This window comes from Thermodesulfovibrio yellowstonii DSM 11347, assembly GCF_000020985.1.
GTDB classification, from domain to species: Bacteria; Nitrospirota; Thermodesulfovibrionia; order Thermodesulfovibrionales; family Thermodesulfovibrionaceae; genus Thermodesulfovibrio; species Thermodesulfovibrio yellowstonii.
Genome location: NC_011296.1, coordinates 1,107,329 through 1,131,583 on the forward strand (window position 1 = coordinate 1,107,329; position 24,255 = coordinate 1,131,583).

General features: G+C 33.0%; 18 protein-coding genes. 15 read left to right on the plus strand and 3 right to left on the minus strand.

Annotated features, from left to right (window positions below; translation table 11 throughout):
- Positions 1–177: 177 nt before the first annotated feature.
- The gene (gene lysA, locus THEYE_RS05615; protein WP_012545292.1) at positions 178–1,434 is read left to right on the plus strand and encodes a diaminopimelate decarboxylase; all 1,257 of its coding nucleotides are present in this window, start codon (positions 178–180) and stop codon (positions 1,432–1,434) included.
- An 8-nt stretch (positions 1,435–1,442) separates the two neighbouring features.
- On the plus strand, positions 1,443–2,273 hold the full coding sequence (gene dapF / locus THEYE_RS05620) for a diaminopimelate epimerase (RefSeq protein WP_028842728.1): 831 nt from the start codon (positions 1,443–1,445) through the stop codon (positions 2,271–2,273).
- Here dapF and THEYE_RS05625 read toward each other — a convergent pair.
- From THEYE_RS05625 to ppdK, 3 genes are read right to left on the minus strand one after another with little or no spacing between them, the layout of a single operon-like run.
- A complete protein-coding gene (locus THEYE_RS05625; RefSeq protein ID WP_028842727.1) occupies positions 2,228–5,011 on the minus strand; it encodes a PD-(D/E)XK nuclease family protein in 2,784 nt (927 codons plus the stop codon). The genes dapF and THEYE_RS05625 overlap by 46 nt on opposite strands.
- Positions 5,004–8,051, minus strand: coding sequence for a UvrD-helicase domain-containing protein (locus THEYE_RS05630; RefSeq protein WP_012546637.1), 3,048 nt, complete (start codon positions 8,049–8,051; stop codon positions 5,004–5,006). Before THEYE_RS05630 ends, THEYE_RS05625 begins: the two co-directional genes overlap by 8 nt.
- Positions 8,052–8,094: 43 nt before the next feature.
- Positions 8,095–10,749, minus strand: a complete 2,655-nt coding sequence (ppdK, locus tag THEYE_RS05635) for a pyruvate, phosphate dikinase (protein ID WP_028842726.1) — start codon at positions 10,747–10,749, stop codon at positions 8,095–8,097.
- A gap of 182 nt (positions 10,750–10,931) precedes the next feature.
- On the opposite strand from ppdK, the gene THEYE_RS05640 reads away from it, so the two are divergent.
- From THEYE_RS05640 to gatB, 13 genes are all read left to right on the plus strand, one after another.
- Positions 10,932–12,092 carry a class I SAM-dependent rRNA methyltransferase gene (locus tag THEYE_RS05640; RefSeq protein WP_012545840.1) on the plus strand — a complete coding sequence of 387 codons (1,161 nt, stop codon included), beginning with the start codon at positions 10,932–10,934 and terminating at the stop codon, positions 12,090–12,092.
- Between the two features lie 164 nt (positions 12,093–12,256).
- Positions 12,257–13,525 carry a double-cubane-cluster-containing anaerobic reductase gene (locus THEYE_RS05645; protein WP_012545072.1) on the plus strand — a complete coding sequence of 423 codons (1,269 nt, stop codon included), beginning with the start codon at positions 12,257–12,259 and terminating at the stop codon, positions 13,523–13,525.
- On the plus strand, positions 13,522–14,313 hold the full coding sequence (locus THEYE_RS05650) for an acyl-CoA dehydratase activase (RefSeq protein ID WP_012546386.1): 792 nt from the start codon (positions 13,522–13,524) through the stop codon (positions 14,311–14,313). The genes THEYE_RS05645 and THEYE_RS05650 overlap by 4 nt, the downstream gene beginning before the upstream one ends.
- Positions 14,294–15,097: a rhodanese-like domain-containing protein gene (locus THEYE_RS05655; protein ID WP_012546447.1), complete on the plus strand. Its 804-nt coding sequence runs from the start codon at positions 14,294–14,296 to the stop codon at positions 15,095–15,097. The genes THEYE_RS05650 and THEYE_RS05655 overlap by 20 nt, the downstream gene beginning before the upstream one ends.
- A gap of 53 nt (positions 15,098–15,150) precedes the next feature.
- Complete coding sequence (locus tag THEYE_RS05660; protein WP_012545599.1) at positions 15,151–15,360, plus strand: TOBE domain-containing protein; 210 nt, start codon at positions 15,151–15,153, stop codon at positions 15,358–15,360.
- A 114-nt stretch (positions 15,361–15,474) separates the two neighbouring features.
- Positions 15,475–16,215, plus strand: a complete 741-nt coding sequence (gene tpiA, locus THEYE_RS05665) for a triose-phosphate isomerase (protein ID WP_012545593.1) — start codon at positions 15,475–15,477, stop codon at positions 16,213–16,215.
- A gap of 21 nt (positions 16,216–16,236) precedes the next feature.
- Positions 16,237–16,560: a preprotein translocase subunit SecG gene (gene secG, locus THEYE_RS05670; RefSeq protein ID WP_012546661.1), complete on the plus strand. Its 324-nt coding sequence runs from the start codon at positions 16,237–16,239 to the stop codon at positions 16,558–16,560.
- The gene (locus THEYE_RS05675; RefSeq protein ID WP_012545811.1) at positions 16,561–18,147 is read left to right on the plus strand and encodes a peptide-binding protein; all 1,587 of its coding nucleotides are present in this window, start codon (positions 16,561–16,563) and stop codon (positions 18,145–18,147) included. It abuts the gene before it with no gap.
- A gap of 4 nt (positions 18,148–18,151) precedes the next feature.
- Entirely contained in the window at positions 18,152–18,763 is a 612-nt protein-coding gene (locus THEYE_RS05680; RefSeq protein ID WP_012546180.1) for a LolA family protein, read from the plus strand.
- Positions 18,764–18,791: 28 nt separating this feature from the next.
- Positions 18,792–19,742: a 4-hydroxythreonine-4-phosphate dehydrogenase PdxA gene (gene pdxA, locus THEYE_RS05685; RefSeq protein WP_012545509.1), complete on the plus strand. Its 951-nt coding sequence runs from the start codon at positions 18,792–18,794 to the stop codon at positions 19,740–19,742.
- Positions 19,742–20,842, plus strand: a complete 1,101-nt coding sequence (locus THEYE_RS05690) for an oxidoreductase (RefSeq protein WP_012546390.1) — start codon at positions 19,742–19,744, stop codon at positions 20,840–20,842. Before pdxA ends, THEYE_RS05690 begins: the two co-directional genes overlap by 1 nt.
- A gap of 519 nt (positions 20,843–21,361) precedes the next feature.
- Positions 21,362–22,816, plus strand: a complete 1,455-nt coding sequence (gene gatA / locus THEYE_RS05695; RefSeq protein WP_012546781.1) for an Asp-tRNA(Asn)/Glu-tRNA(Gln) amidotransferase subunit GatA — start codon at positions 21,362–21,364, stop codon at positions 22,814–22,816.
- 10 nt (positions 22,817–22,826) lie between these two features.
- Complete coding sequence (gene gatB / locus THEYE_RS05700) at positions 22,827–24,254, plus strand: Asp-tRNA(Asn)/Glu-tRNA(Gln) amidotransferase subunit GatB (protein WP_012545415.1); 1,428 nt, start codon at positions 22,827–22,829, stop codon at positions 24,252–24,254.
- Position 24,255 lies beyond the last annotated feature (1 nt).

Consider the following 24,255-nt stretch of genomic DNA (forward strand, 5'->3'; position numbering starts at 1 on the left):
AGAAACTGTTTAAAAACTTGTAATTTATTGAAAATCAATAAACTACAGAACAGCCTCTTTCCAATATAAAGAATCGCCTTCAGCCATGCCTCAGGATAACTCAAAAAAGGATTGTTCCTTACTTTATTAAAAATTAGTATAATATTATATCTTATAAAAATTCAAAAGGAGGATACTGTGCACTTTTTCAGCCACAAAAAAGGAGAACTTTATGCAGAAGATGTGCCAGTAAAGGAGTTAATCAATAAATTTGGAACTCCTCTTTATATTTACAGTTATGGCACTTTAATAAGACACATAAGAGCCTATGAGGAAGCTTTCTGTGAAGTTCCGCATATTATATGCTATGCTGTTAAGGCAAATTCTAACCTTGCCATCTTGAGAATTTTTGCTGAACTTGGTATTGGTGCAGATATTGTATCGGGGGGAGAACTTTTTAAAGCATTGAAAGCAGGAATAAAACCATACAAGATTGTTTTTGCAGGTGTTGGTAAAACAGATGAAGAGATAGAATATGCTTTGAAAAATAACATACTTATGTTCAATGTAGAATCTGAAGCAGAACTTCATAAAATTAATGAGAAAGCTAAAAACCTTAAAAAAGTAGCTTCAGTTGCCTTAAGAGTGAATCCTGACATAGACCCAAAAACTCACAAATACATTGCTACAGGACTAAAAAGCAGCAAATTTGGAATCCCTATTGAAAAAGCTCTTGATTATTATAAACTCGCTAAATCAATGAAAAATATAAAAGTTATAGGAATTCACAAACACATCGGTTCTCAAATTACAGAAACTTCTGCATATGTGGAGGCTTTGAACAAAATTCTTTCTCTCTATGACCAGCTCGCAAACTATGACATGGAAATTGAATACATTGATATTGGAGGCGGACTGGGAATAACCTACAGAGACGAAGAACCTCCTCATCCAAAGGAACTGGCAGATGTATTAATACCTCTGGTAAAAAATAAAAAAGGCAAACTAATAATTGAGCCTGGAAGATCAATTGTAGGAAATGCAGGAATCCTTGTTACAAAGGTTCTTTATACCAAAGAGACAGAGCAGAAAAACTTTATCATAGTAGATGCAGGTATGAATGACCTCATAAGACCAACTCTTTATGGCTCTTATCATGAAATTCAACCTGTAACTCCCGGGAAAAAAGAGAAAATAGTAGCAGATATTGTTGGACCTATATGTGAATCAGGTGATTTTCTTGCAAAAGACAGAGAAATTGAGAAAGTATCTGCTGGAGAGTATCTTGCAGTTATGAGCGCAGGTGCCTATGGATTCAGTATGTCCTCTAACTATAATAGTCGTCCAAGAGTTGCAGAAGTTCTTGTTAAAGGTGACCAATATGCACTTATAAGAAAACGTGAAACCTATAAAGATTTAATAAGGAATGAAATTGTACCGGAGGAGTTACTCTAATGGAAAAGATCAATTTTGTAAAAATGCATGGACTTGGTAATGACTTTATATTGATTGATTGTCTTAAAAATGATTTGCCAAAACCTCAAGAATTCGCAATTCATTACTGTAATCGTCGTTTTGGCATTGGTGCAGATCAACTCCTGCTTTTGTATCCATCTCAGATAGCAGATTTTAAGATGAAAATTTTTAATGCCGACGGCTCTGAAGTTGAAATGTGCGGAAATGGTATAAGATGTTTTGCAAAGTACATATGGGACAGAGGACTATCAAATAAAGATGTTCTTGAGGTGGAAACTCTTGCCGGAATTATTAAGCCAAAGAAAGTTGGAGAACTTGTTCAGGTTGATATGGGAAAGCCAGAGTTTCATCCTAATAAAATTCCAGTTGATGTAGAAGGAGACTCTGCCTTTGATTTAATGCTTGAAGTATCTGGATGGCATGCAAGAATAAACTGTGTAAGTATGGGAAACCCCCATGCTGTGATATTCCTTGATGAAGAGCCTAAAAACTTTGCTGTTACAAAATACGGACCACTGATTGAAAACCATCCAATTTTTCCCAAAAGAACAAATGTTGAATTTGCTTATGTAAAAAACTCTTCTGAGATTGTGATGCGTGTCTGGGAAAGAGGAGCAGGAGAAACTCTTGCCTGCGGGACAGGAGCCTGTGCTACTGCAGTAGCCGCTATGGTTAAGGAATTTACAAACAAAAAAGTCACTGTACATCTGCTTGGTGGAGACCTTTTAATTGAATGGGCTGCTGATGGACATGTTTATATGACAGGACCAGCTCAGGAGGTTTTTGAAGGAGTTGTAAAAGTTCCACAAATTGGCTGAAAATCACAAAATTTACATTTATTTTTAAAATCAGAGGTTGGTTCAAAAGGTGTATTTTTATCTTTAATCTCATTAAGCAAGGTTTGCAAAATAATTGAAACAATTTTTATACCTTCTTCTTGATCTATCTGAGTAAACGGATCAAATCTAACTTTTTCATCATTTATTAAAGATTTTCCAAGTAAAAAATAATGCCCCTTCAAATTAAGAGGATTAATGCTATATTTTCTTGAATATAGAAGCATGTATATAGGAATTTGAAGACTGCCAATATATTTTGACCAACTTTGTCTATCTGATATATCAAGTTTATCAAATTTTATTTTATAGTTATTTTCATTTCCTGATGTTTTATAATCAACAATTATAATAGAGCTATCAATGTTTTCAACCAAGTCTATCCTGTATTTAAAGCTTGTGTCAAATAGGCTTTCTTCTATAAGTTCTTCCACTTCAAGAATTTTCAATTGATGTTCTTTAGCCATTTTTCTGTAGTATTCTATTAATTCAGATAGTCTTTGAAGTATCTGAAATTTTATTAAATAGAGATTGCCTGTTATTTTACTACCATACTTTTTCAAAAATATATCGTTGACAATTAGTTCAATATCATTTCCAAAATCTCCTGGATGAAGTTTTTTCCCTTTTCTTAATTTAAAATATTGTTTAAGTGATTCATGGACAATTATGCCGATATCAGAATGTTCAATCTCTGTAGAAATATCTTTTTTCTTTATTAACTTAAGTATGTAAAAGTAGTAAAACTTTAACCCACAATCAAGATAGACATCAATGGCTGATGGTGAGAGACAAAGACTGTTTATAATTGTCATTATTTGTTCTGTTTTATAAATTTCTGAAGGTCTTTTTGCTGCCAGATTTACTGACCATGAAATTGATTTTATTGGTATATTAAGTTTCTCGGAAACACTTTTTTCTATTTCCCATATAATTTTTTCAATAAATCTTGACCTTTCATTTTTATCATTCTTTATGTAACAAAGATGCACCTCTTCTGCATTATTAACTAAAAGGGAAAAGTAGTAATAAATAAGCTTTTCTCTATCTTGATAGACAGGTAAGTCAATAATTTTTCTTACGCTATAAGGTAGTAGATAATCTTCAGAAAGATCTGGGAAAACACCTTCATTTAAATCAAGGAAAATAACTTTTTTAAATTTGATATTCCTCGTCTCAAGAAATCCTAATATTTGCAACCCTTTTAATGGTGTTCCATGGAAAGGGACATTTTCAAATATTACAAGATTTTTAAAAAAATTGAAATAAGACTCTATATGTTCAAATTGAAAAGATTTTATTGTAGAGTTAGCTATTTTTTCAAATTGAGCAATAAAAAATTCAACATAAGGATAAAATAAATAATGAAATCTTGCTGTAGTTTTCTCATAAATAAAAAGCAAAACATCCTTGCAGTTATTTATAAATTCTTCAATGTTTCTAATTATTATAAATTTCTTTATTGTATTGTTATGAATTAGCTTGATATGCTCTTTTATATCATCAACTGTAAGATTAAAATCTTTCAAATTTGCTGATATTATTTCAGGCACTTCTTTTTCTAACCATTCAAGCTCAACAAATGGAGGAATTTCTTCAGATCTGAATAAATCTTCTATTTGATGAAAAATTATTCTGCTTAGTTCAGCGCTGTTTTTCACAAGAACATTTTTTGTATATGGATGGAGTACAAACTTAAAATAAGCTGGAACGTAAATTTGATTATTTTCCATTGAGTTTACTGCTTCAAAAAGATTATTAAAAAAACCATAAATTGGAGTTCTTGATAAAGGATATCCCATTGATATGTTATAATCCTCATCTTTTAAAAATGTAATACCCTGTCTTAATAAGGGGAAAAGTGTATCAGATTTTGGTAAAACTATCACTGTTTTTTCATCAATTGGAAAGTTTTCTATAAGGTGTCCAACTACTTTGACTTCTGCATGAGTATCAGGACAGCTATATAAATTGATCTTATCAAAAAGTTTTTTATTAAATTTCACTTCTTCTTGGAAAAGAAAATAGAAATTTTTTAAAGTCGCTAATTTTTGTAATATTTTTTTTTCAGAAGCTGTAAAAGCAAAAAAACCAGCATAAATTAAGTTGTTAAATTTTAAATAACTTTCTAAATCATCACTATCTGCTAATTTTCTATATCTTAATGCTCTTGTGCATAGATTTCTATCTATTAATTCCTTATAAAAGTCTTCATAAACAATAGATAGAAATCGTAATTTTTCCTGAGATTTAGCTGGAATATCAATAAGCGTTTCTACTTCTTTAAGTTGATGTATAGAGATTCCCTCTATATATAGTTCTTCAAAAAGATTAAAAAGCTTAAATCCAAAGGAAATAAAATTGTCAAATTTTCTAAAAAATGTTGTCAATAAATCATGTCTTAAACAAATTTCGTAAATAATTCCAACAGCTTCAACTGCTTCAATAAAACAGGCATTGCTTATTTTCTTAAATAAAAAGTTTACAAATTCATCTGCTGAAAAAATCAAAGGTGGAATAAAAGAGTGGTTTAGTCTCTGAGCAAGGGCTTTTTTTAAATAATATGAAGGTCTCTTACCAGGGAAAACAACGAGATTTTTAGAATAGTCATAGTTTTGAAATTCAAGCATTTCTATAACTTTTTGAATTAAATCATCAGAATGACCAACTACAACAATTTGTTCATCTTTCAGGAAACTTAGTTTCAATGTATTACTCAATCTGTTTAACCTCTCTTAAATCAAGATAGTAAAGATATCCATTGATTTTTTTATCTTTGAAAATTTCTGATAGTATATTCATATAAAGTTTTACTTGTAAAAAATGCTCCTTCTGAGGATGACCTGTTTTGTAATCAATTACAGTAACACTTTCTTTATCCTCAACAACTCTGTCAACTCTGTGAATGACACCGTTTTTGTCTATAATTTCAAATTCATTCAAGACTTTTTCATGCATTAAACTGAAAAATTTTTTTATATCAGGATGATTTATCATATCAATTATCAATTCCTTTATCTCTGAAGCTGAAAAATTACCATAAAACTCTTTATTCAATATTTCTATCTGACTATTTAGTTTTTCCAAAACTTCTTCGTTAGCATATTCTATTTGTTCAAGAATTTTGTGTATAAACTCGCCTCTATTCTTTTCAGCGAAATGAACTATCTCATTTGACACGGAAAAATCAAATAATACTGGATAATGACTAGCCCGAATTTCTAAAGATTTAGGTAGTATTACTGATTCATCTTTAAATAATTTATTACCGATGTTACTATTAAGGTATTCTGAAAGAATATCAAATGGAAATTTATCTTCATTATCAGTCCTGCATAAAATATATAATTCATCTTCTGCTCTTGTAAATGCAACATAAAGAGTATTCAACATCTCTGCAAGTTCTGATTTTTTCAAATCCTCTTTTATCTGTAAAAGAAATTCATTTTTCTCTGCCATCTTATCAGTAACTTTTAAAATATGTATGCCCTCTTCTACGTCATGGAGAACATATCTATTTTTTGGAGTATGTTCATTCTTTAAATAGACAAAAACAATGGGGAAGCCTAATCCTTTGGCTTTATGGATAGTCATAACCTGTATAGCATTTATATCTGTTCCAAGATTTATGTTCCATATAGTTTCGTCATCCCCGGGACTTTCAAAAAAGTCTATCAATGCTTTAATATTGCTGTATCCTTTTTCTTCAAAATTTTTGATAAGCTCAAGTAGTTTAAGAAACGTTGCCTCTTCATCTGGCATAGTCTCAAACACTTTAAAAGTACTTAACGCAACAGAAAGTAAATCATAAACTGGCAAATATCCTGAAAAACGAAAGAGGTCTTTAAAATATCTGCCCCAAATATGAGGAAAATCTTTTTCAAAAAATTTATAAAGTGGAGATTTATCCCTATATTTTAAGAGAAATTCATCAGGGCAGAAATCTATTCCTTCATTGTTAATTAAATTTTTGAATATATCACTCAACAAAAAAGCTGAAAAAGAAAAATCATCTATCGGAGAATCAAGAAATTGAAGAAAGCTTAAAATCTCTGAAGTAACTTTCCTTTTTCTAACATCAAGACTGCTGTAAGATATAAATGGTAATTGTAAATCATTTAACCATTGTGTTATGTTAACAACCTGTTCATTTTTAAAAGCAAGAATTGCTATATCTTTGAAAAGATAACCCCTATTAGTGACATCATATATGGTTTCAACAAGATATTTTTTTATATTGGTTTCTTCCTCTTCATCTTCACTGAATGTTTTAAGCTCAACATAGCCTTTTTCAAAAAATTTCTCTTCTGCAATCTGCTCACACTCATGAAGTCCTGTATATCTGGCAGGTTCACTATAAATAGGATGGTTTGAAATTTTATCTTTAAAAATTTTCATTATAAAATCAATAATTACTTTCTTGCTTCTATAATTTTTATCAAGTGTTTTAACTATCTTGTTTGCTGATGGGAACACTTCATTTTGCTCCAATGTTTTCATTATTTTATAATCTGCACCCCGAAAATTATATATAGCCTGCTTTGTATCACCAACAACAAAAAGACTTCCATTTTCAGCAAGTGCATTTTCAATTAAAAATTTTATGTTATTCCACTGCAATGGAGATGTATCCTGATATTCATCTATAAAAAAATGATGTATTTTTTCTCCGAGTCTAAAATATATATCAGGAACAATTAAGTTATTAAGATATTTAGAAAGCATTTTATTGATATCTTCAATAAAAATCTTAAACTCTTTTTGTTTTATTTGACTCAGTAAATTTTCAAATCCTTTGTAAACTTCAAGATATGGTAAATAAAAAGTTAATGCATAATAAAAAGCATATTTACTTAGAATATCAATAAAATCGCTCCACAAGTTAACGATTTTTTCATATTTCGGTAATAGAGTTGAATTTTTAGGTTTATTTACAGGTGCTTTCTTAATCCCCCTTTCTAAAAGTTCTCTAAAATTTTTATTTTCAATTATTCTATCAAAATCATCCAGAATCTTAGTTGAACGGGTTAGTTCAAGCCCTGAATCATTAATTTCTTTCTTCAGAAGTTGCATCATTTTTGTGAGTTCAACCTCAATATTATTTTTCATTTCTATATATTCCCCGGCAACTATAAACTCCTTGTCAGTACTATAAATTTTGGAATGTAATCCTTTAATTTCATTAAAAATTGCATCCGCTGGGTTCCAGAGGTATGTTTTACTGTTTAAACTTATAATTTTTATAACCTTTTCAAAAAAATCGGCTTTAATAGAATTTTCTTCAATATCCTTTAAAAACAAATCATAACTGTATTGCATGAGAGATTGATTATTCATAAGAATTTCAAAATCTGGATTATAATCAAAATCAATTGCTGAAGCTTTAAAAACTGAAGTCATAAAACTATCAATAGTTTTTACTTGAAAATCTGAATAATTGTTGAGTATTTCATCAAGTATTTGTCCAGCTTTAAGGGAAAGTTCTTCAGGAGATAGACTTAGAAGTTCTGACAATCTATTTAAAGAATTTTCTTCTTTGCAATATAAATTCTTGAGCCATTCTATTATTCTATCTTTCATTTCATAGGAAGCATTGTTAGAAAAAGTTATGGCAAGAATATTTTTTAATGAATTATTTGGAATATCATCTGAAAGCAAAAAATATACAAATCTTTCGGTCAGGGCTGTGGTTTTTCCCGAACCAGCAGATGCTTTCAGAATAATATAATGTGGAAATTGGAGCTCTAAGCTCTTTGTCATTAATTTAGTTTAATACATTACAAATCCCTTAATCTATTAAGAACTAAACTGAAGCTCTTATAACTTCCCTCCCTTTTTCTTTTAATTTTGCATGTGCTGCTGCAAGTTTAGCTATTGGAACTCTATAAGGAGAGCAACTCACATAATTAAGACCGATTTTATGACAAAATTCAATTGATGCAGGGTCTCCTCCATGTTCTCCACAAATACCAAGCTTGAGATTTTTATTCGTTTTTCTTCCCCTTTTAACCGCGATTTCCATAATCTGGCCAACACCCTCAGTATCTATTGATATAAATGGGTCTTCATCAATTATTTTATGGTCAATATAAAAAGGCAAAAATTTACCTGCATCATCTCTTGATAGTCCATAAACAGACTGGGTTAAATCATTAGTTCCGAAAGAGAAAAACTCCGCTTCCTGAGCAATCTGGTCAGCTGTTATAGCAGCACGGGCAAGTTCTATCATGGTACCTACAGAATATTTGATTTTGACATTATAAGCTTTCATAACTTCTTCAGCTGTTCTTACTGTTAAATCTTTCATTATTTTGAGTTCATTGACATGGGCAACAAGAGGAATCATTATTTCTGGAATTACTTTTATCTTTTTCTTTGCCAATTCGCAGGCTGCCTCCATTATTGCTCTTACCTGCATTTCATAAACTTCTGGATAAGTTATTCCAAGACGACAGCCTCTATGTCCAAGCATAGGATTGAATTCTTCAAGAGATTTAATCTTTGCTTTTATTCTTCTTACAGAAACTCCCATATCATTTGAAAGCCCTTCTATTTCTTCTTCTGTTTTTGGTAAAAATTCATGAAGTGGTGGATCAAGAAGTCTTATTGTTACAGGCAATCCCTTCATCTCCTTGAAAATACCAATGAAATCTTCTTTCTGATAAGGTTTGATTTTATCAAGAGCTTTTCTTCTCTGTTCAACAGTATCTGAAACAATCATCTCTCTGAATGCTTTAATTCTTTCTGCATCAAAAAACATATGTTCAGTTCTACAAAGCCCTATTCCTGTAGCACCAAAATCTCTTGCAACACGAGCATCCTTTGGAGTATCAGCATTTGCCCTTACCTGAAGTCTGCTAATTTCTTCAGACCATTTCATGATTGTATAAAACTCCTGTGGAAGTTTAGGCATTACAAGAGGTGCTTCACCAAGAATAACCTCTCCTGTTGTTCCGTTTAATGTTATATAATCACCTTCTTTAACTTTAATATCTGAAACTGTAAAATATTTTTCTTCTTCATTAATATTGATCGCTCCACAACCAACAACACAGCATTTCCCCATTCCTCTTCCTACAACTGCTGCATGAGATGTCATACCTCCCCGTGCTGTTAAAATCCCTTGAGCTGCAGCCATTCCTCCAATATCTTCTGGGGAAGTCTCATTTCTAACGAGAATAACTCTCTCTCCTTTTTCTGCCCACTCTTCAGCATCCTGCGCAGAGAAAACAACCCTACCAACTGCTGCTCCAGGGCTTGCTGGTAAACCTTTAGCAATTACTTTAACATTTGCTGTTGAATCAATTGTAGGATGAAGAAGTTGATTCAACTGTTCAGGTTCAATTCTTAAAAGAGCTGTTTTTTTATCAATAAGTTTCTCATTAACCATATCTACAGCAATTTTTATAGCTGCTGCTGCTGTTCTTTTTCCAACTCTTGTCTGAAGCATGTAGAGTTTTCCTTCTTGAATAGTAAACTCTATATCAAGCATATCCCTATAATGTTTTTCAAGCTTCTCGCATATTTTTTCAAGTTGTGCATAAATTTTAGGCATTCTTTTCTTAAGTTCTTCAATTTTAAGAGGCGTTCTGATTCCTGCTACAACATCCTCACCCTGTGCATTAGGTAGAAACTCTGCAAAAAATCTCTTTTCACCTGTAGATGGATTTCTTGTGAAACCTACACCTGTTCCAGAATTTTCACCCATATTACCATAAACCATTGCAACTATATTACAGGCTGTGCCAAGATCATCTGGTATTCCATGAAGTTTTCTATATGTAACAGCTCTGTCACCATACCATGAATCAAAAACTGCTTTAATTGCCATTTTAAGCTGTTCATAGGGGTCTGATGGAAATTCTTTGCCTGTTTCCTTTTTATACAGCTCTTTATATTTTTTTACAATTGCTTTAAAATCTTTTGCATCAAGCTCTGTATCTAATTTGACACCTTTTTTCTCTTTAACTTTATCAAGTAAATCTTCAAATTTCTTCCTATCTATATCAGTAACAATACTTCCAAACATTGTTATAAATCGTCTATAGGTATCATAAGCAAATCTTTCATTATTGGTTTTATCTATAAGCCCCTTTAAAGTATCATCATTAAGTCCAAGATTGAGGACAGTATCCATCATTCCAGGCATTGAAAATTTTGCACCTGATCTTACTGATACAAGCAGAGGATTTTTGGGATCGCCAAATTTACATCCCATAGATTTTTCAACTCTTTTAAGATGAGTTAAAACCTCCTCCCACATTCCATTGGGAAATCTTTTTCCCTGCTTGAAATATTCGCGACAAGCTTCGGTAGTGATAGTAAATCCTGAAGGAACAGGAATGCCTAAATTGGTCATCTCTGCAAGTCCAGCTCCTTTACCTCCTAATAAATCTTTCATCTGAGCTGTTCCTTCTGCTTTCCCATCTCCGAAGTAGTAAACATATTTTTTGTTAATCTTTGATTGTTTGGTTTTTGAAACTTTTTTTAGAGGCTTTGTTTGTTTTTTAGTCTTTGATGCCATTTGTAAAGTCCTCCTAAGTGAAAATTATTTATGTAGCTATTCATATTACAATGATAAAGAAATTTTTTTCAAGAAAATCTTGACTTTTTTAAAAAACTATTTTCAAACTAAGCTTCATGGAAAAAATATTTGTTAAGCCTTTAAAAAGACACGGTAGTTTATGGATCTATCAAAATGAAATTTTGTCAGATATTACACATATCAATGCTGGTAGTTTGGTAAAAGTATTTGAAGAAAAAACAAATAAAATCATAGGCACAGGTTACATAAATCCTCAATCAGTTATAGCAGTAAGGCTTCTCAGCTTCGGAGATGAACAAATTAATAAGAATTTTCTACGTGAAAGAATTCAAAAGAGCCATAAATACAGAGAAGACTTTTTGGGTTTAAAGGAAAGCTATAGATTAATCTTTAGTGAATCCGACTTTTTACCAGGATTAATAGTTGATAAATACGGTAAATGCCTTGTCATTCAGATATTAACTGCAGGAATGGAAAGATTGAAGGATTTAATTGTAGAAATACTTGATAAATTGCTTGTTCCTGAAGTAATTATCTTAAGGAATGACGCTCAACCAAGAGTCAAAGAAGGATTAAAGGTTGAAAAAATGGTTATAAAGGGTTGTGTTGATAACCTAATAATGACCAAAGAAGACGATTTAAAATTTTATTTTGACCCTTTGCATGGGCAAAAAACAGGTTTTTTTCTTGACCAGCGAGAAAATAGACTCTATCTTAAAAGCCTCATAAGTTCAGGCGAAGGACTTGATTTATTCTGTTATGTAGGTGCATGGAGTATACATTTAGCTAAAAGGGGAGCAAACATAACAGGCATTGACAGTTCTGAAAAAGCAATTGAAATTGCAAAACAGAATGCAATGCTGAACAATGTGCAAGATAAATGCAGATTCATAAAAGCTGATGTCTTTGATTATCTCAGATGGGAAGCAAAAAAGGGTAAAAAATATGATTTCATCGTGGTAGACCCACCTGCCTTTGTTAAATCAAGACAGGAAAAGAAAGATGCTATTGAAGGTTATGTTAATCTAAACAGGATGGCTTTAAAGCTGTTGAGAAAAAACGGTATTTTAGCGACTTCTTCTTGTTCTCAACATATTTCTGAGACTGATTTCTTAGAAATAATTAAAAAGACGTTTAAAGCTTCTAAAAAAACAGGAATACTTCTGTATAAAGGAACACAAAGCAAAGACCACCCGATTCTTCTTACAATGCCCGAGACATCCTACCTAAAGTGTTTAATGCTTAGAGTATTTTAGAAGGGGCTCAGAACCATTTATTTATAACGCTGAAAACCAATTTCTGAACAGTATCCCATTAGAAATAGTAAAAAATTATAATTGAAAAATTTTATATAGATTAAAACTATTGGACATATTAAATTTTCCTTTTTTAAAATTTCCGAAAAACTGGAGGAATAACCATGTCCAAAGACTACACGACATTATGGAAAGAAATAGGATTGAATTTAGGTAAACATGACGGGCTTCTCTCAGTTCTTTCCGATGCCTATAAAAACATTTATCTCTCCCAGAAAAACAGACCTGAGGGAATGAAGTATTTTGATTTTGTCATATCTGAAGTTCATGGATTAAGAATTGAAGAGCTCTATGAAGCAAAGAAAGAAAAAAGAAAAGTAATCGGCACATTTTGCGTATATGTCCCTGAAGAACTTGTTCTCGCAGTAGATGGAGTTTTTGTAGGGCTTTGTGCAGGTGCAGAAGTTGGATTTGAGGAGGCGGAAAAATATGTTCCGAGAAACACTTGTGCTCTAATCAAGGCATTTATGGGATTTAAGCTTTCAGGACTCTGTCCCTATGTGGAGCTAACTGATTTAATTGTGGGAGAGACGACCTGCGATGGAAAAAAGAAAGCCTATGAAATATTTGATGAAATTACAAGAAAGATGTACGTTATGGAAATCCCTAATATGAAAAATGACTCTGATAGAAAACTTTGGCTTGAGGAAGTAAGAAAATTTAAAGATAAAATTGAAGAAATCTCGGGCAAAGAGATAACGCTTAACCTTCTTAAAAAAGCGACAGAAATTGTTAACCAAAAAAGACTTGCCCTGCAAAGGCTTAGCAAACTAAGGGCATATGACCCTTCTCCAATTTCAGGACTTGATGCATTGCTTGTAAATCAGATTGCCTTTTACGATGACCCTGTAAGATTTACCATGAAAGTAAATGAACTCTGCGACGAACTTGAAGAGAGGGTCAGGAAAGGTAATGGTATCGCGCCAAAAGGAACACCGCGAATTCTTATATCAGGTAGTCCATTTGCAATACCTAACTGGAAACTTCATGCAATAGTGGAAAACAGCGGTGCTGTTGTTGTCGGTGAGGAGTCCTGTGTGGGAAGCAGAAATTTTAGAGAGTTGACCGATGAAAACTTTAACTCCCTTGAAGAAGGATTGGAAAAAATTGCAATGAGATATATGGGAATTGATTGTGCCTGTTTTACTCCAAACAAAGAGAGAATTGACAATGTTAAAAGTCTCTTCAAAGAACTCAAGGCAGATGGTGTGATTCACTGTGCCCTTCAGTTCTGCACTCCCTATATGATGGAAGCATTCAAAATTGAGAAAAAGATTGATTTTCCCTACATGCGTATTGAAACAGACTACAGCATGGAAGATTTTGGCCAACTTAAAACAAGAGTTGAAGCTTTTATTGAGACGCTCAGATGAGCTTTCTTGGTATAGACATTGGTTCAAGATACATTAAAGCTGTTCTAATTGAAAAAGGGACGGTTATAGATTGGTTTAAAATTGAAACATCCTACGAACCTCTAAAGAGAAGTTTAGAAATTTTAAAAAAATACAGTCCAATTAAAGCTGTTGCCACAGGTTATGGGAGACATCTTTTGAGTTTCAATGGAAATATTCCAACAATCACAGAAATTAAAGCCTTTGCAATTGGTGCAAGGGCTTTAATGCCTTCTTGCAGAACCATAATTGACATAGGAGGACAGGATACAAAAATAATAAGTCTTGATGAAAGGGGAAATATAAAGAAATTTGAGATGAATGACAAATGCTCAGCAGGAACAGGTAGATTTCTTGAGATAATGGCATCGGCATTGGCATACTCAATTGACGAATTTGGGAAAATAGAAGGAGAAATTGAAAGTCCCTTACAAATTAGCAGTATGTGCACTGTTTTTGCTGAATCAGAGGTTATTTCTCTTATATCAAAGGGGATATCCCGTGAAGAAATTGCCATAGCAATTCATAGAGCCATAGCAAAAAGGGTCATATCAATGCTTAAAAAGATATCCTTAGAGGAAGATATTGTCTTTGCGGGAGGATGTGCAGGAAATAGACTTCTTAAAAAACTTATTGAAATTGATATCGGAAAGAGAATACTAATTCATGAAAAACATCATTTTGCCGGTGCTTTAGGCGCTGCAATTTATGCAGAAAAAAGCCTTATAGAAGAAGGAGGAGAGAAGGAGAATGAAAAGGTTTATTGTTAAAATTTTTATCTTACTATCAATAAGTTTCATGGGCTTCAATTTTTCACAGGCTTCTGAACAGTTTGATATTAATGACTCAATAATCAATGATAAATTCGAAGTTCCCCAAATATCTACAAATGAAATGAAAAAAGCATTAAAGAATGGTGCATTAATCATTGATAACAGACCATACTTTGAATGGGCAGTAAGTCATATTCCAAGTGCAGTAACAGTATCACCAAAGCCCGGTATTAGTAAAGCTCTATATACCTCTGACAAAGAGGAGATAAAGAAATTAGCAAATAATGACAAAAGTAAACTAATCATCTTGTATTGCGATGGCATATACTGTGGAAAAACAAAGCGAGTTTCAAAAGAACTCGTCCAAGAAGGATTTAAAAATGTTTACAGATATCAACTTGGTATTCCTGTATGGAGAGCTCTCGGCAATCTTACACAGTGCGAGATTGAGGGCATAAGGTATATTTATGAAAAAGACGGAACAGCATATTTCATTGATAGCAGAAAAGAAGAGGAATTCAAATTTAAAGCTCTAAAGAACTCCAAAAACATACCTTTTGATAAAGTGATTGAAGGAAAGGATGTGGGTGAAATTTTCAAGGCAAAGGAAGATGGTAGATTACCTGTTGAAGACAGAAACGCAAGAATAGTAGTTTTTGGTAAAGATTTAAAACAAACTCTTAAAGTTGCTGAGGGATTGACAAAAGAGGCATTTCATAATGTTTGTTACTATACCGGAAACCTTGAGGATATTTTAAAAATTGAGGGAAATAAGAATTAAAAACTTATAAAAGTCCTTTGTTATCAACTAAAAAAAGAAAAAGGAGGAGCATTATGAAGTATGGAGCAAGAAACGCAATCAATGCAAAGGTAAAGTCAGTGAAGAAAGGAGATGTAATGAGTCTGGTTAAATATGAGATTTTGGTTCCTGCTGAGATGGCATCTGTTCTTACAACTGAATCCTGCGAAGAACTAAACCTTCAACCAGGAGACAATGTAAAACTAATCATAAAAGCCATACACGTGTTACCTGTAAAAGAGTAGACTTTTATTAAACTTTATGATTATAAGACCTTTAGATACAAAAAGGGAGGATTTTAAAAACAAAAGATTCTAAAATTTGACTAAAACTTCTTTTTTTAATTAAACTGTTTAATTATGCCTAAGAAATTTATTGTTGCCAACTGGAAGATGCATAAAACAGTGAGAGAAGCTCTTGCATTTCTGGACGAATTTATTCCAATTACTAAGGGGTTAAACGGCAGAGAGATAGGTATCGCACCAACTTTTATTTGTATTGAAAGCGTTGGCAAAGTTTTGATAAATACCAGCATAAAACTCTGTGCACAAAATGCTTTCTATGAAAACAAAGGAGCCTACACAGGTGAAGTATCTCCGGCAATGCTAAAGGATTGTGGTGTTGAATATGTAATAATCGGACATTCGGAAAGAAGAAAGTATTTTTATGAAAATGATGACATTATTAATAAAAAGATTCATGCTTGTATTAAAGAAGGATTGAAAGTGATTTTCTGTATTGGTGAAACCTTTGAAGATAGACAGAACAATAAAACAATGGAAATTTTAAAAACTCAAATCAGAAATGGACTGTTGGAAATAAATTCTCCAGAAGCCCTTACAATTGCCTATGAGCCTGTATGGGCAATTGGAACAGGCGTTGTAGCCACTGAAGAGCAAATAAAACAATCACACTTGTTCATAAGGAATCAGCTTAAGGAAATCTATGGTGAAAGAGCTAATGAGGTTAGGATTCTTTACGGGGGGAGTGTGACTCCAGAAAACATCAAGTCTATTATGGCAATTGATAATGTTGAAGGAGTTCTGGTTGGTGGTGCAAGTTTAGATCCTTTAAAGTTTGCAAAAATTGTAAAGTATTAATTATAAATTAAGGAGGATGTGATGAAAACCTTACTTTTAATATTTCACATAATACTTTGTTTTGTAATGATTGCAGTAGTGTTACTTCACAGAGGTAAAGGAGCTGAACTTGGTCCTGCATTTGGTGGAGGGTCTTCACAGACACTGTTTGGACCAAGAGGTGCTGCCACATTTCTTAACAAGGTTGCAACCATAGTGGCTGTTTTATTTATGCTTTCATCATTCTTTCTGACCTACATCACTACAAGAAGTAAATCAGTCGTATCCGATGTAAATGTTCCTGTTCAAACTCAGCCAGTTCAACCAGCACAGCAACCAGTAGGAGAACAGCCTCAACAAAAATAAATGTTAAGAAAATATGTTGGCTTTTTTCTGCTTCTAACATTATTTACAGTTTCATGTGAAAAAGCTCCTGATGTAAAAGAACCCTTTTGTCTGACAGGAGCTTCCTCTGCTGATGCCAAAAGGCTTCTTCCACTATTTGCTTCTGATAGCGCAAGTGCTGATATTAGTGGAAGAATTTTTAATGGACTTACAAAGTATGACAAAGATTTAAACATAGTTGGTGACCTTGCTGAAAGCTGGACAATATCAAAGAATGGTAAAGAAATAATTTTTCATTTACGAAAAGGAATAAAATGGCATGATGGTGTTGATTTCACCTCAGATGATGTTGTTTTCACATATAAAGCAGTCACAGACCCTAAAAATCCAACACCTTACAGCAGCAATTACGGTCCTGTAAAAGAAGTAAAAACAATTGATAAATATACGATAAAGGTAGTTTATGATAAGCCTTTTGCTCCTGCTCTTGAGTCATGGGGAATAGGTATACTACCCAAACATTTACTTGAAGGCAGGGAGTTATTCTCGTCTCCTCTTAATAGAAATCCGATTGGAACAGGTCCATATAAAATGAAAGAATGGATTACAGGACAAAGGATTATTCTTCAAAAAAATGAGGATTATTATGAAGGTGCGCCTTTTTTTGAAAAATTTATCTCACGAATTATCCCGGATCCTTCCACAATGTTTCTTGAATTAAGATTTGGTGGAATAGATTTTATGGGACTTAATCCTGCCCAATATAAATATTACGGTGAAAAGTCATATTTTAAAAAATATTTTAATGTTTATAGATATCCTTCTTTTGGATATACATATATTGGATACAATCTTAAAAATCCTCTATTTTCTGAAAAAAAAATCCGTCAGGCAATTGCTCATGCAATAAACAAAAAAGAAATAATTGAAGGAGTTTTACTTGGTTATGGAACTCCATGCACAGGTCCTTTTCCTCCAACTTCATGGGCATTTAATCCTGATGTAAGAGATTTTGAATACAATCCTGAAAAAGCAAAAAAAATTCTTTTTGAACTTGGCTGGAAACAGGATACAGATGGAATATTAACAAAAGATGGCAGAAAATTTTCGTTTATTTTGCTTGTTAATCAGGGAAATGAGGCAAGGCTGAAAACAGCCCAGATTATCAAGGAACAGCTTAAAAAAATAGGAATTGAACTTAATATAAGAGTTCTTGAATGGCAAAGCTTTCTTGAACTTGTTACAAAAAGGCAGTTTCAGGCAGTCTTGCTTGGATGGTCACTTTCTCGTGATCCTGATTTATATGATATTTTCCATTCATCTAAAACTAAGCCAGGAGAGTTTAATTTTGTAGGTTATAGTAATCCTCAGGTGGATAGACTTATTGAAAGAGCAAGAGAGATTCTTAGTAGAGAAGAAAGAAAAAAACTTTACAGAAAAGTTCATGAACTTATTACTGAAGACCAGCCTTATACATTCCTTTATGTTCCAGATACAATAATTGCTGTTAATAAGAGGATAAAAGGTATTGAATTAGCTCCTGCGGGAATCTGGTATAACTATATCCACTGGTATGTGCCAAAAAATCGTCTGGACTGGTATAATTAAAAATATGAAAATTCTATTGATAAATTTATTTATTTTTCTATTTGCTAATCTTGTCTTTGCTCAGGATAACGCAATTACAAAGCTCAATAATGCTTACAAAAATATAAACGATGCAAGTGGAACTTTTATTCAAACAAGCTACATCAAAGACTTAGATAAAACTCAAAAATTTAAAGGGAAATTTTTTATAAAAGCTGATAGAATCAGATGGCAGTATGAAGGACAATTTCCTCAGATTATTTATCTTAATAAAGAAACTCTCATTGTATACGACAAAATAAGAAAACAGGCAATACAGAGCAGTTTTTCAGAAGAAAAATATGGACAACTTCCTCTTGCTCTTTTATCACGAATGGCTGACATTGAAAAAGATTTTGAAATTACAGAAAAATCAGAAAACACTTTAATCCTCATCCCTAAAACTAAAATGGGGAATATCAAAAAAATTGAACTTATCATTCATGAAGAAGACTTTCCAATAAAATCTCTCAAAATTACTGATAATGCATCAAATACAGTGAAGATAGACTTTTATTCAGTAAAAATAAATATCAATCTTAAAGATTCTATTTTTAAATTCGTTCCCAAAAAAGATGACACAGTTCTAAAATATTAACAATTCTATCAATTTCTTGGAGGTAAAAATGGCTAAAAAAAGAATTGCTATTACAATGGGAGACCCTGCAGGAGTTGGACCTGAAATAATTGTTAAGGCATTTGCACAGGAAGATATATATAAAATTTGTAATCCTATTGTAATAGGAGATAAAGCCGTTATTAAAGAATTGATAAAGGTAATTGGAATGGATTTTGATTTAGATAACATTGAGATGTTAAATCTAAATGAAATCAAAAATCCATCAAAATTATTAAAAGGGACTCCTTCTGAAGAATCAGGAAGAGCTTGTTTTTCTTATATAAGAAAAGCTGTAGAACTATACAGACTCGGAGTAGTACAGGCAATTGTAACATGTCCAATTACAAAAGTAGCTTTAAAAATGGCAGGACTTCCATGGCTTGGGCATACAGATATGCTTGCAGAACTAACAGATACAGAAGATTATGCAATGGCTTTTTATAGTGAACATCTAAAAGTAATTCTTGTAACAATTCATGTGCCTCTGAAAGAAGTTCCCTATTTAATAAAGAAAGAAAATGTAATAAAATCAATCTGTTTTGCAAAAAAAGCCTGCGATATGCTTCGTATAGAAAATCCTCGTATTGCAGTATGTGGACTTAATCCCCATGCAGGAGAAGAAGGGATTATTGGAAGAGAAGAAATTGAAGAAATCACTCCAGCAATAAAAGAAACAAAAGCTTTAGGCATAAATGTTTCAGGACCTTATCCATCTGACTCTCTTTTCTGGCGAGCTTACAAAGGAGAGTTTGATATGGTTGTTGCTATGTATCATGACCAAGCACTTGCACCTTTTAAACTTGTTGCCTTTGACAAAGGAGTAAATTTCACAGTAGGTCTTCCATTTATCAGAACATCTCCTGACCATGGAACAGCTTATGATATAGCATGGCAGGGAAAGGCTGAGCCAACAAGCCTCCTTGAGGCTATTAAACTTGCAGTAAGGATGGAGGTTTAATGAAACTTTTTTCTCCTTTTGAGATTAAAACAATTAAAATGAAAAACAGAATTGTTCGTTCAGCAACCTATGAAAAAATGGCTGATGAAGATGGTTTTGTAACTGAACAGTTGATAAATTTTTATGTGAATCTTGCTAAAGGCGGTGCTGGACTCATAATTACAGGGAATGCTCTTGTACATGTATCTGGCAGAAGTGCTCCTAAAATGCTCTGCATTCATAATGATTTTTATATTGATGGCTTTAAAAAACTCACTTCTTCGGTTCATGAAGTAGGCGGTAAAATTGTAATTCAACTTAGTCACGGTGGAAGACAGTGTGCATCTATTTTTCTCTATGGAAATCCTCCTGTAGCACCATCAGCAGTCTATGAACCTGTGTATAAAGTGATGCCGAGAGAGCTTACTCAAGAAGAAATATGGGAAATAATTGAATCTTTTGGTAAAGCTGCAAGAAGAGCAAAAGAGGCAGGATTTGACGGAGTTCAAATTCATGGAGCTCATGGATATCTTATTAATCAGTTTCTTTCTCCATACACAAACAGAAGAAATGACTACTGGGGAGGAGATGAAGAAAGGAGATTTCACTTTCTTGAAGAAGTATACAATAGCATAAGAGACAACGTTGGATATGACTATCCTGTCATGATAAAACTCAATGCCTGTGATTTTGTAAAAAATGGACTCACTCTCGAAGAAAGCCTAAGAATAGCAAAACGTCTTGAAAATATGGGAATTGACGCAATTGAAGTAAGTGGAGGAATTGTAGAATCAAAAATAGAAGAAAGACCTGTGAGAATGAAGATTGACTCACCTGAAAAAGAAGCTTACTTCAGAGAGTTCTCAAAAGAATTCAAAAAAAATCTAAAGGTTCCTATAATGCTTGTAGGAGGGATACGCTCTCGTCAAGTAGCAGAAGATATTTTGCAGAAAAATGACGCGGATTTAATATCTCTTTCAAGACCATTAATCCGTGAACCTGATTTACCAAATAAATGGATGAAAGGTAAAGAAAAATCTGATTGTATTTCTTGTAATGAATGTATGCGATTTATAAAATTAGACTATGTAAAATGCACCCAACTTGAAAAAAAGAGATAAAATGCTTTAATTTAGTTGTTAAATTTAGCAATGGTCATTTTGAGGGAGGAAGTCCAGAGAAATCTGTGCTAAAAGGGATATATTGAGCAAAAGCGAAGGGTTTCCTTATTTTTTTGTCATTCCAAGCACCCTCAATATGTGCAAGGAATTTCGCTTTTGTTCAACAGAAAAAAATAGATGGGATTCTTCGACTGATTATGCAGCCTCGGAATGACACTTTTACTGTCACCCCGAGCTTTAGCGAGGGGTCTCCTGTAAAAAAGGAGGGGATTCCTCACTTCGTTCGGAATGACAGAAAGAAAGTAGAATAACAGAAGAGAAACGCTTCTCGGAACAATAGAAGAGCATTGAAAGACGAAGAAAGGTTTTGAATGATAACAGGAAAAGCAAGAAATGACAGCACGTAAGGCAAAGTGGCAGATAAAGGTAATTGAAAAATAAGAGGACTTGTAGTTTATTGATTTTCAATAAATTTTAAGTTTTTGGATGGTATCTCATAAAAGAAGAAGGAGGTAAATTTTGGAACTGAACAAATTGAAATTGACAGAGCTTGTCCCGTTAATCTCCAAGGGAGAAGTGAGACCACACGAAATAATAATAGATGTTTTCAAAAGAGTTCAGGAAGTTGAAGGTAAAGTTAAAGCTTATATCACTCTTACTGTTGAAAAAGCCTATGATATGGCAAGAGAGGCTGAAAATGCAATTTTTTCTGGAAAAAAAAGTTTACTAACAGGAATTCCCATAGCAGTTAAAGACAATATCTGCACAAAAGGTATCCTTACTACCTGTGCCTCAAAAATACTTTACAATTTCTATCCTCCCTATGAAAGCACTGTAACCTCAAAACTTTTGAATAATAAATATATCCTTATAGGCAAAACTAACATGGATGAATTTGCCATGGGTTCTTCCACCGAAAATTCAGGATTTCATGTTACAAAAAATCCCTGGGATTTAGAAAGGGTCCCTGGTGGAAGTTCTGGTGGTAGTGCTGCTGCAGTAGCAGCTGATGAATGTATTGCTGCACTTGGCTCTGATACAGGTGGCTCAATAAGGCAACCTGCTTCATTCTGCGGAGTTGTGGGATTAAAACCAACATACGGAAGAGTTTCCAGATTTGGACTTGTTGCGTTTGCATCATCACTTGACCAAATAGGACCAATTACAAAATGTGTAGCTGATGCTGCTTTGTTAATGAATGTGATATCAGGACATGACCCTATGGATTCAACATCTGCTCCTATTGAATCATCTGATTTTACAGAATATCTTGGCAAAGAAGTAAAGGGAATCAAAATAGGAATTCCTAAGGAATATTTTATAGAAGGGATGGATAAAGAGGTTGAAGAAAGGATAAAAGATGCAATTAAGGAACTTGAATCTCTTGGTTGCATACCTGTTGAGATTTCATTGCCTCATACAGAATATGCTGTAGCAACCTATTACATTATAGCTACATCTGAAGCTTCCTCTAATCTCGCCAGATATGATGGTGTAAAATATGGGCTAAGAGTACAGGGTAAAGATTTACTTGAAATGTATATGAAAACTCGCAGTAGAGGTTTTGGAACAGAGGTTAAAAGAAGAATCATGCTTGGAACTTATTCACTTTCAGCTGGATATTATGAAGCATACTATAAAAAAGCCCAGCAAGTAAGGACTCTAATCAAAAATGATTTTGAGAAAGCCTTTGAAAAAGTTGATTTTATTGTAACTCCAACAGCACCATCTCCTGCATTTAAAATTGGTGAAAAAATAGATGATCCACTTCAGATGTATCTTTCTGATATTTTTACAATTTCTGTAAATCTTGCAGGAGTGCCTGCAATATCCCTACCCTGTGGATTTAGTGAAAAGGGATTACCAGTAGGACTACAAATAATAGGAAAACCATTTGATGAAGCAGGGATTTTACAATTAGCCTATGCCTATGAACAATCAACACCATGGCATAAAATGAAACCTCTTTTATAAAGGAGAGAAAATGCAATACGAAGCAGTGATTGGATTAGAAGTCCATGCTCAACTTTTAACTGAAAGTAAAATATTCTGTGGTTGCTCCACCCAGTTTGGAGCAGAACCAAATACACAGGTATGCCCTGTATGTCTGGGAATGCCAGGGGTGCTTCCTGTGCTTAATAAAAAAGCTGTAGAATACACGGTGAAAACAGGACTGGCTATGAACTGCAAAATTGCTCCTTACAGCAGATTTGCAAGAAAAAACTACTTTTATCCTGACCTTCCAAAAGGTTATCAGATAAGTCAGTATGAGTTACCTCTTTGCGAAGATGGATATCTTGAAATAATGCTTAATGGTACAAAAAGAAAAATTCGCATAAAAAGAATCCATCTTGAAGAAGATGCTGGTAAAAATATACATGACCCATCTGGATACAGTTTTGTTGATTTCAATAGAACAGGAGTGCCTTTAATGGAAATAGTTTCTGAGCCTGATATTCGTTCACCTAAGGAAGCTGCTTTGTATATGAAAAAATTAAGAGCGATACTTAGATATCTCGGAGTCTGTGATGGAAATCTTGAACAGGGCTCTCTTCGTTGCGATGCAAATGTCTCTGTCAGACCCGTTGGCTCAACCGAGTTTGGAGTAAAAACAGAGATTAAAAACATTAATTCCTTTAGATTTGTTGAAAAAGCACTTGAGTATGAAATTAAAAGGCAGATAAAGCTTATAGAAAATGGTGAAAAAATTATACAGGAAACAAGACTTTGGGATTCTCAAACAGGCACAACTCAGTCTATGCGTTCAAAAGAGGAAGCACATGATTATAGATATTTCCCTGAACCAGACCTTGTTCCTGTTGTAGTTTCAGAAGATTGGATTGAAAAAATAAAAAAAGATATGCCTGAACTTCCAGACCAAAAAATTGAAAGATTCATTAAGGAATACGGATTACCTCAATATGATTCAGAGATATTAACCGAGGAAAAAGCACTTTCCGAATGGTTTGAAGAAGCAGTAAAACTTGGTGGAAAGCCTAAGGAAGTAGCTAACTGGATAATGGTTGAACTGTTAAGATTACTCAATGAAGAAGGAAAAGATATAAACGAATGTTCATTAAAACCTATACAACTTGTTGAATTAATTGAGTTAATTAATAAAGGCACAATAAACAGAAATACTGCTAAAGAAGTTTTTGAAGAAATGTATAAAACAGGTAAAACAGCTGAAGCCATTGTCAGGGAAAAAGGACTTACTCAAATATCAGATGATAGTGTTATAATTGAGGCTATAAAAGAAGTTATGAATAAAAATCCTAAAGAAGTTGAAAGATTCAGAAATGGAGAGGAAAAATTGATAGGATTTTTTGTAGGACAAGTGATGAAAATTACCAAGGGGAAAGCAAATCCGAAACTTGTTAATGAACTTATTTTTAAAATTTTAAAAGAATAAA

Coding starts and splice junctions, on each gene's coding strand:
- THEYE_RS05690 (WP_012546390.1), top strand. CDS start 19,742: ATGAAACTTTTTTCTCCTTTTGAGATTAAAACAATTAAAATGAAAAAC.
- pdxA (WP_012545509.1), top strand. CDS start 18,792: ATGGCTAAAAAAAGAATTGCTATTACAATGGGAGACCCTGCAGGAGTT.
- THEYE_RS05650 (WP_012546386.1), top strand. CDS start 13,522: ATGAGCTTTCTTGGTATAGACATTGGTTCAAGATACATTAAAGCTGTT.
- THEYE_RS05655 (WP_012546447.1), top strand. CDS start 14,294: ATGAAAAGGTTTATTGTTAAAATTTTTATCTTACTATCAATAAGTTTC.
- tpiA (WP_012545593.1), top strand. CDS start 15,475: ATGCCTAAGAAATTTATTGTTGCCAACTGGAAGATGCATAAAACAGTG.
- THEYE_RS05630 (WP_012546637.1), bottom strand. CDS start 8,051: ATGACAAAGAGCTTAGAGCTCCAATTTCCACATTATATTATTCTGAAA.
- THEYE_RS05680 (WP_012546180.1), top strand. CDS start 18,152: ATGAAAATTCTATTGATAAATTTATTTATTTTTCTATTTGCTAATCTT.
- THEYE_RS05640 (WP_012545840.1), top strand. CDS start 10,932: ATGGAAAAAATATTTGTTAAGCCTTTAAAAAGACACGGTAGTTTATGG.
- secG (WP_012546661.1), top strand. CDS start 16,237: ATGAAAACCTTACTTTTAATATTTCACATAATACTTTGTTTTGTAATG.
- THEYE_RS05660 (WP_012545599.1), top strand. CDS start 15,151: ATGAAGTATGGAGCAAGAAACGCAATCAATGCAAAGGTAAAGTCAGTG.
- THEYE_RS05675 (WP_012545811.1), top strand. CDS start 16,561: ATGTTAAGAAAATATGTTGGCTTTTTTCTGCTTCTAACATTATTTACA.
- THEYE_RS05645 (WP_012545072.1), top strand. CDS start 12,257: ATGTCCAAAGACTACACGACATTATGGAAAGAAATAGGATTGAATTTA.
- gatB (WP_012545415.1), top strand. CDS start 22,827: ATGCAATACGAAGCAGTGATTGGATTAGAAGTCCATGCTCAACTTTTA.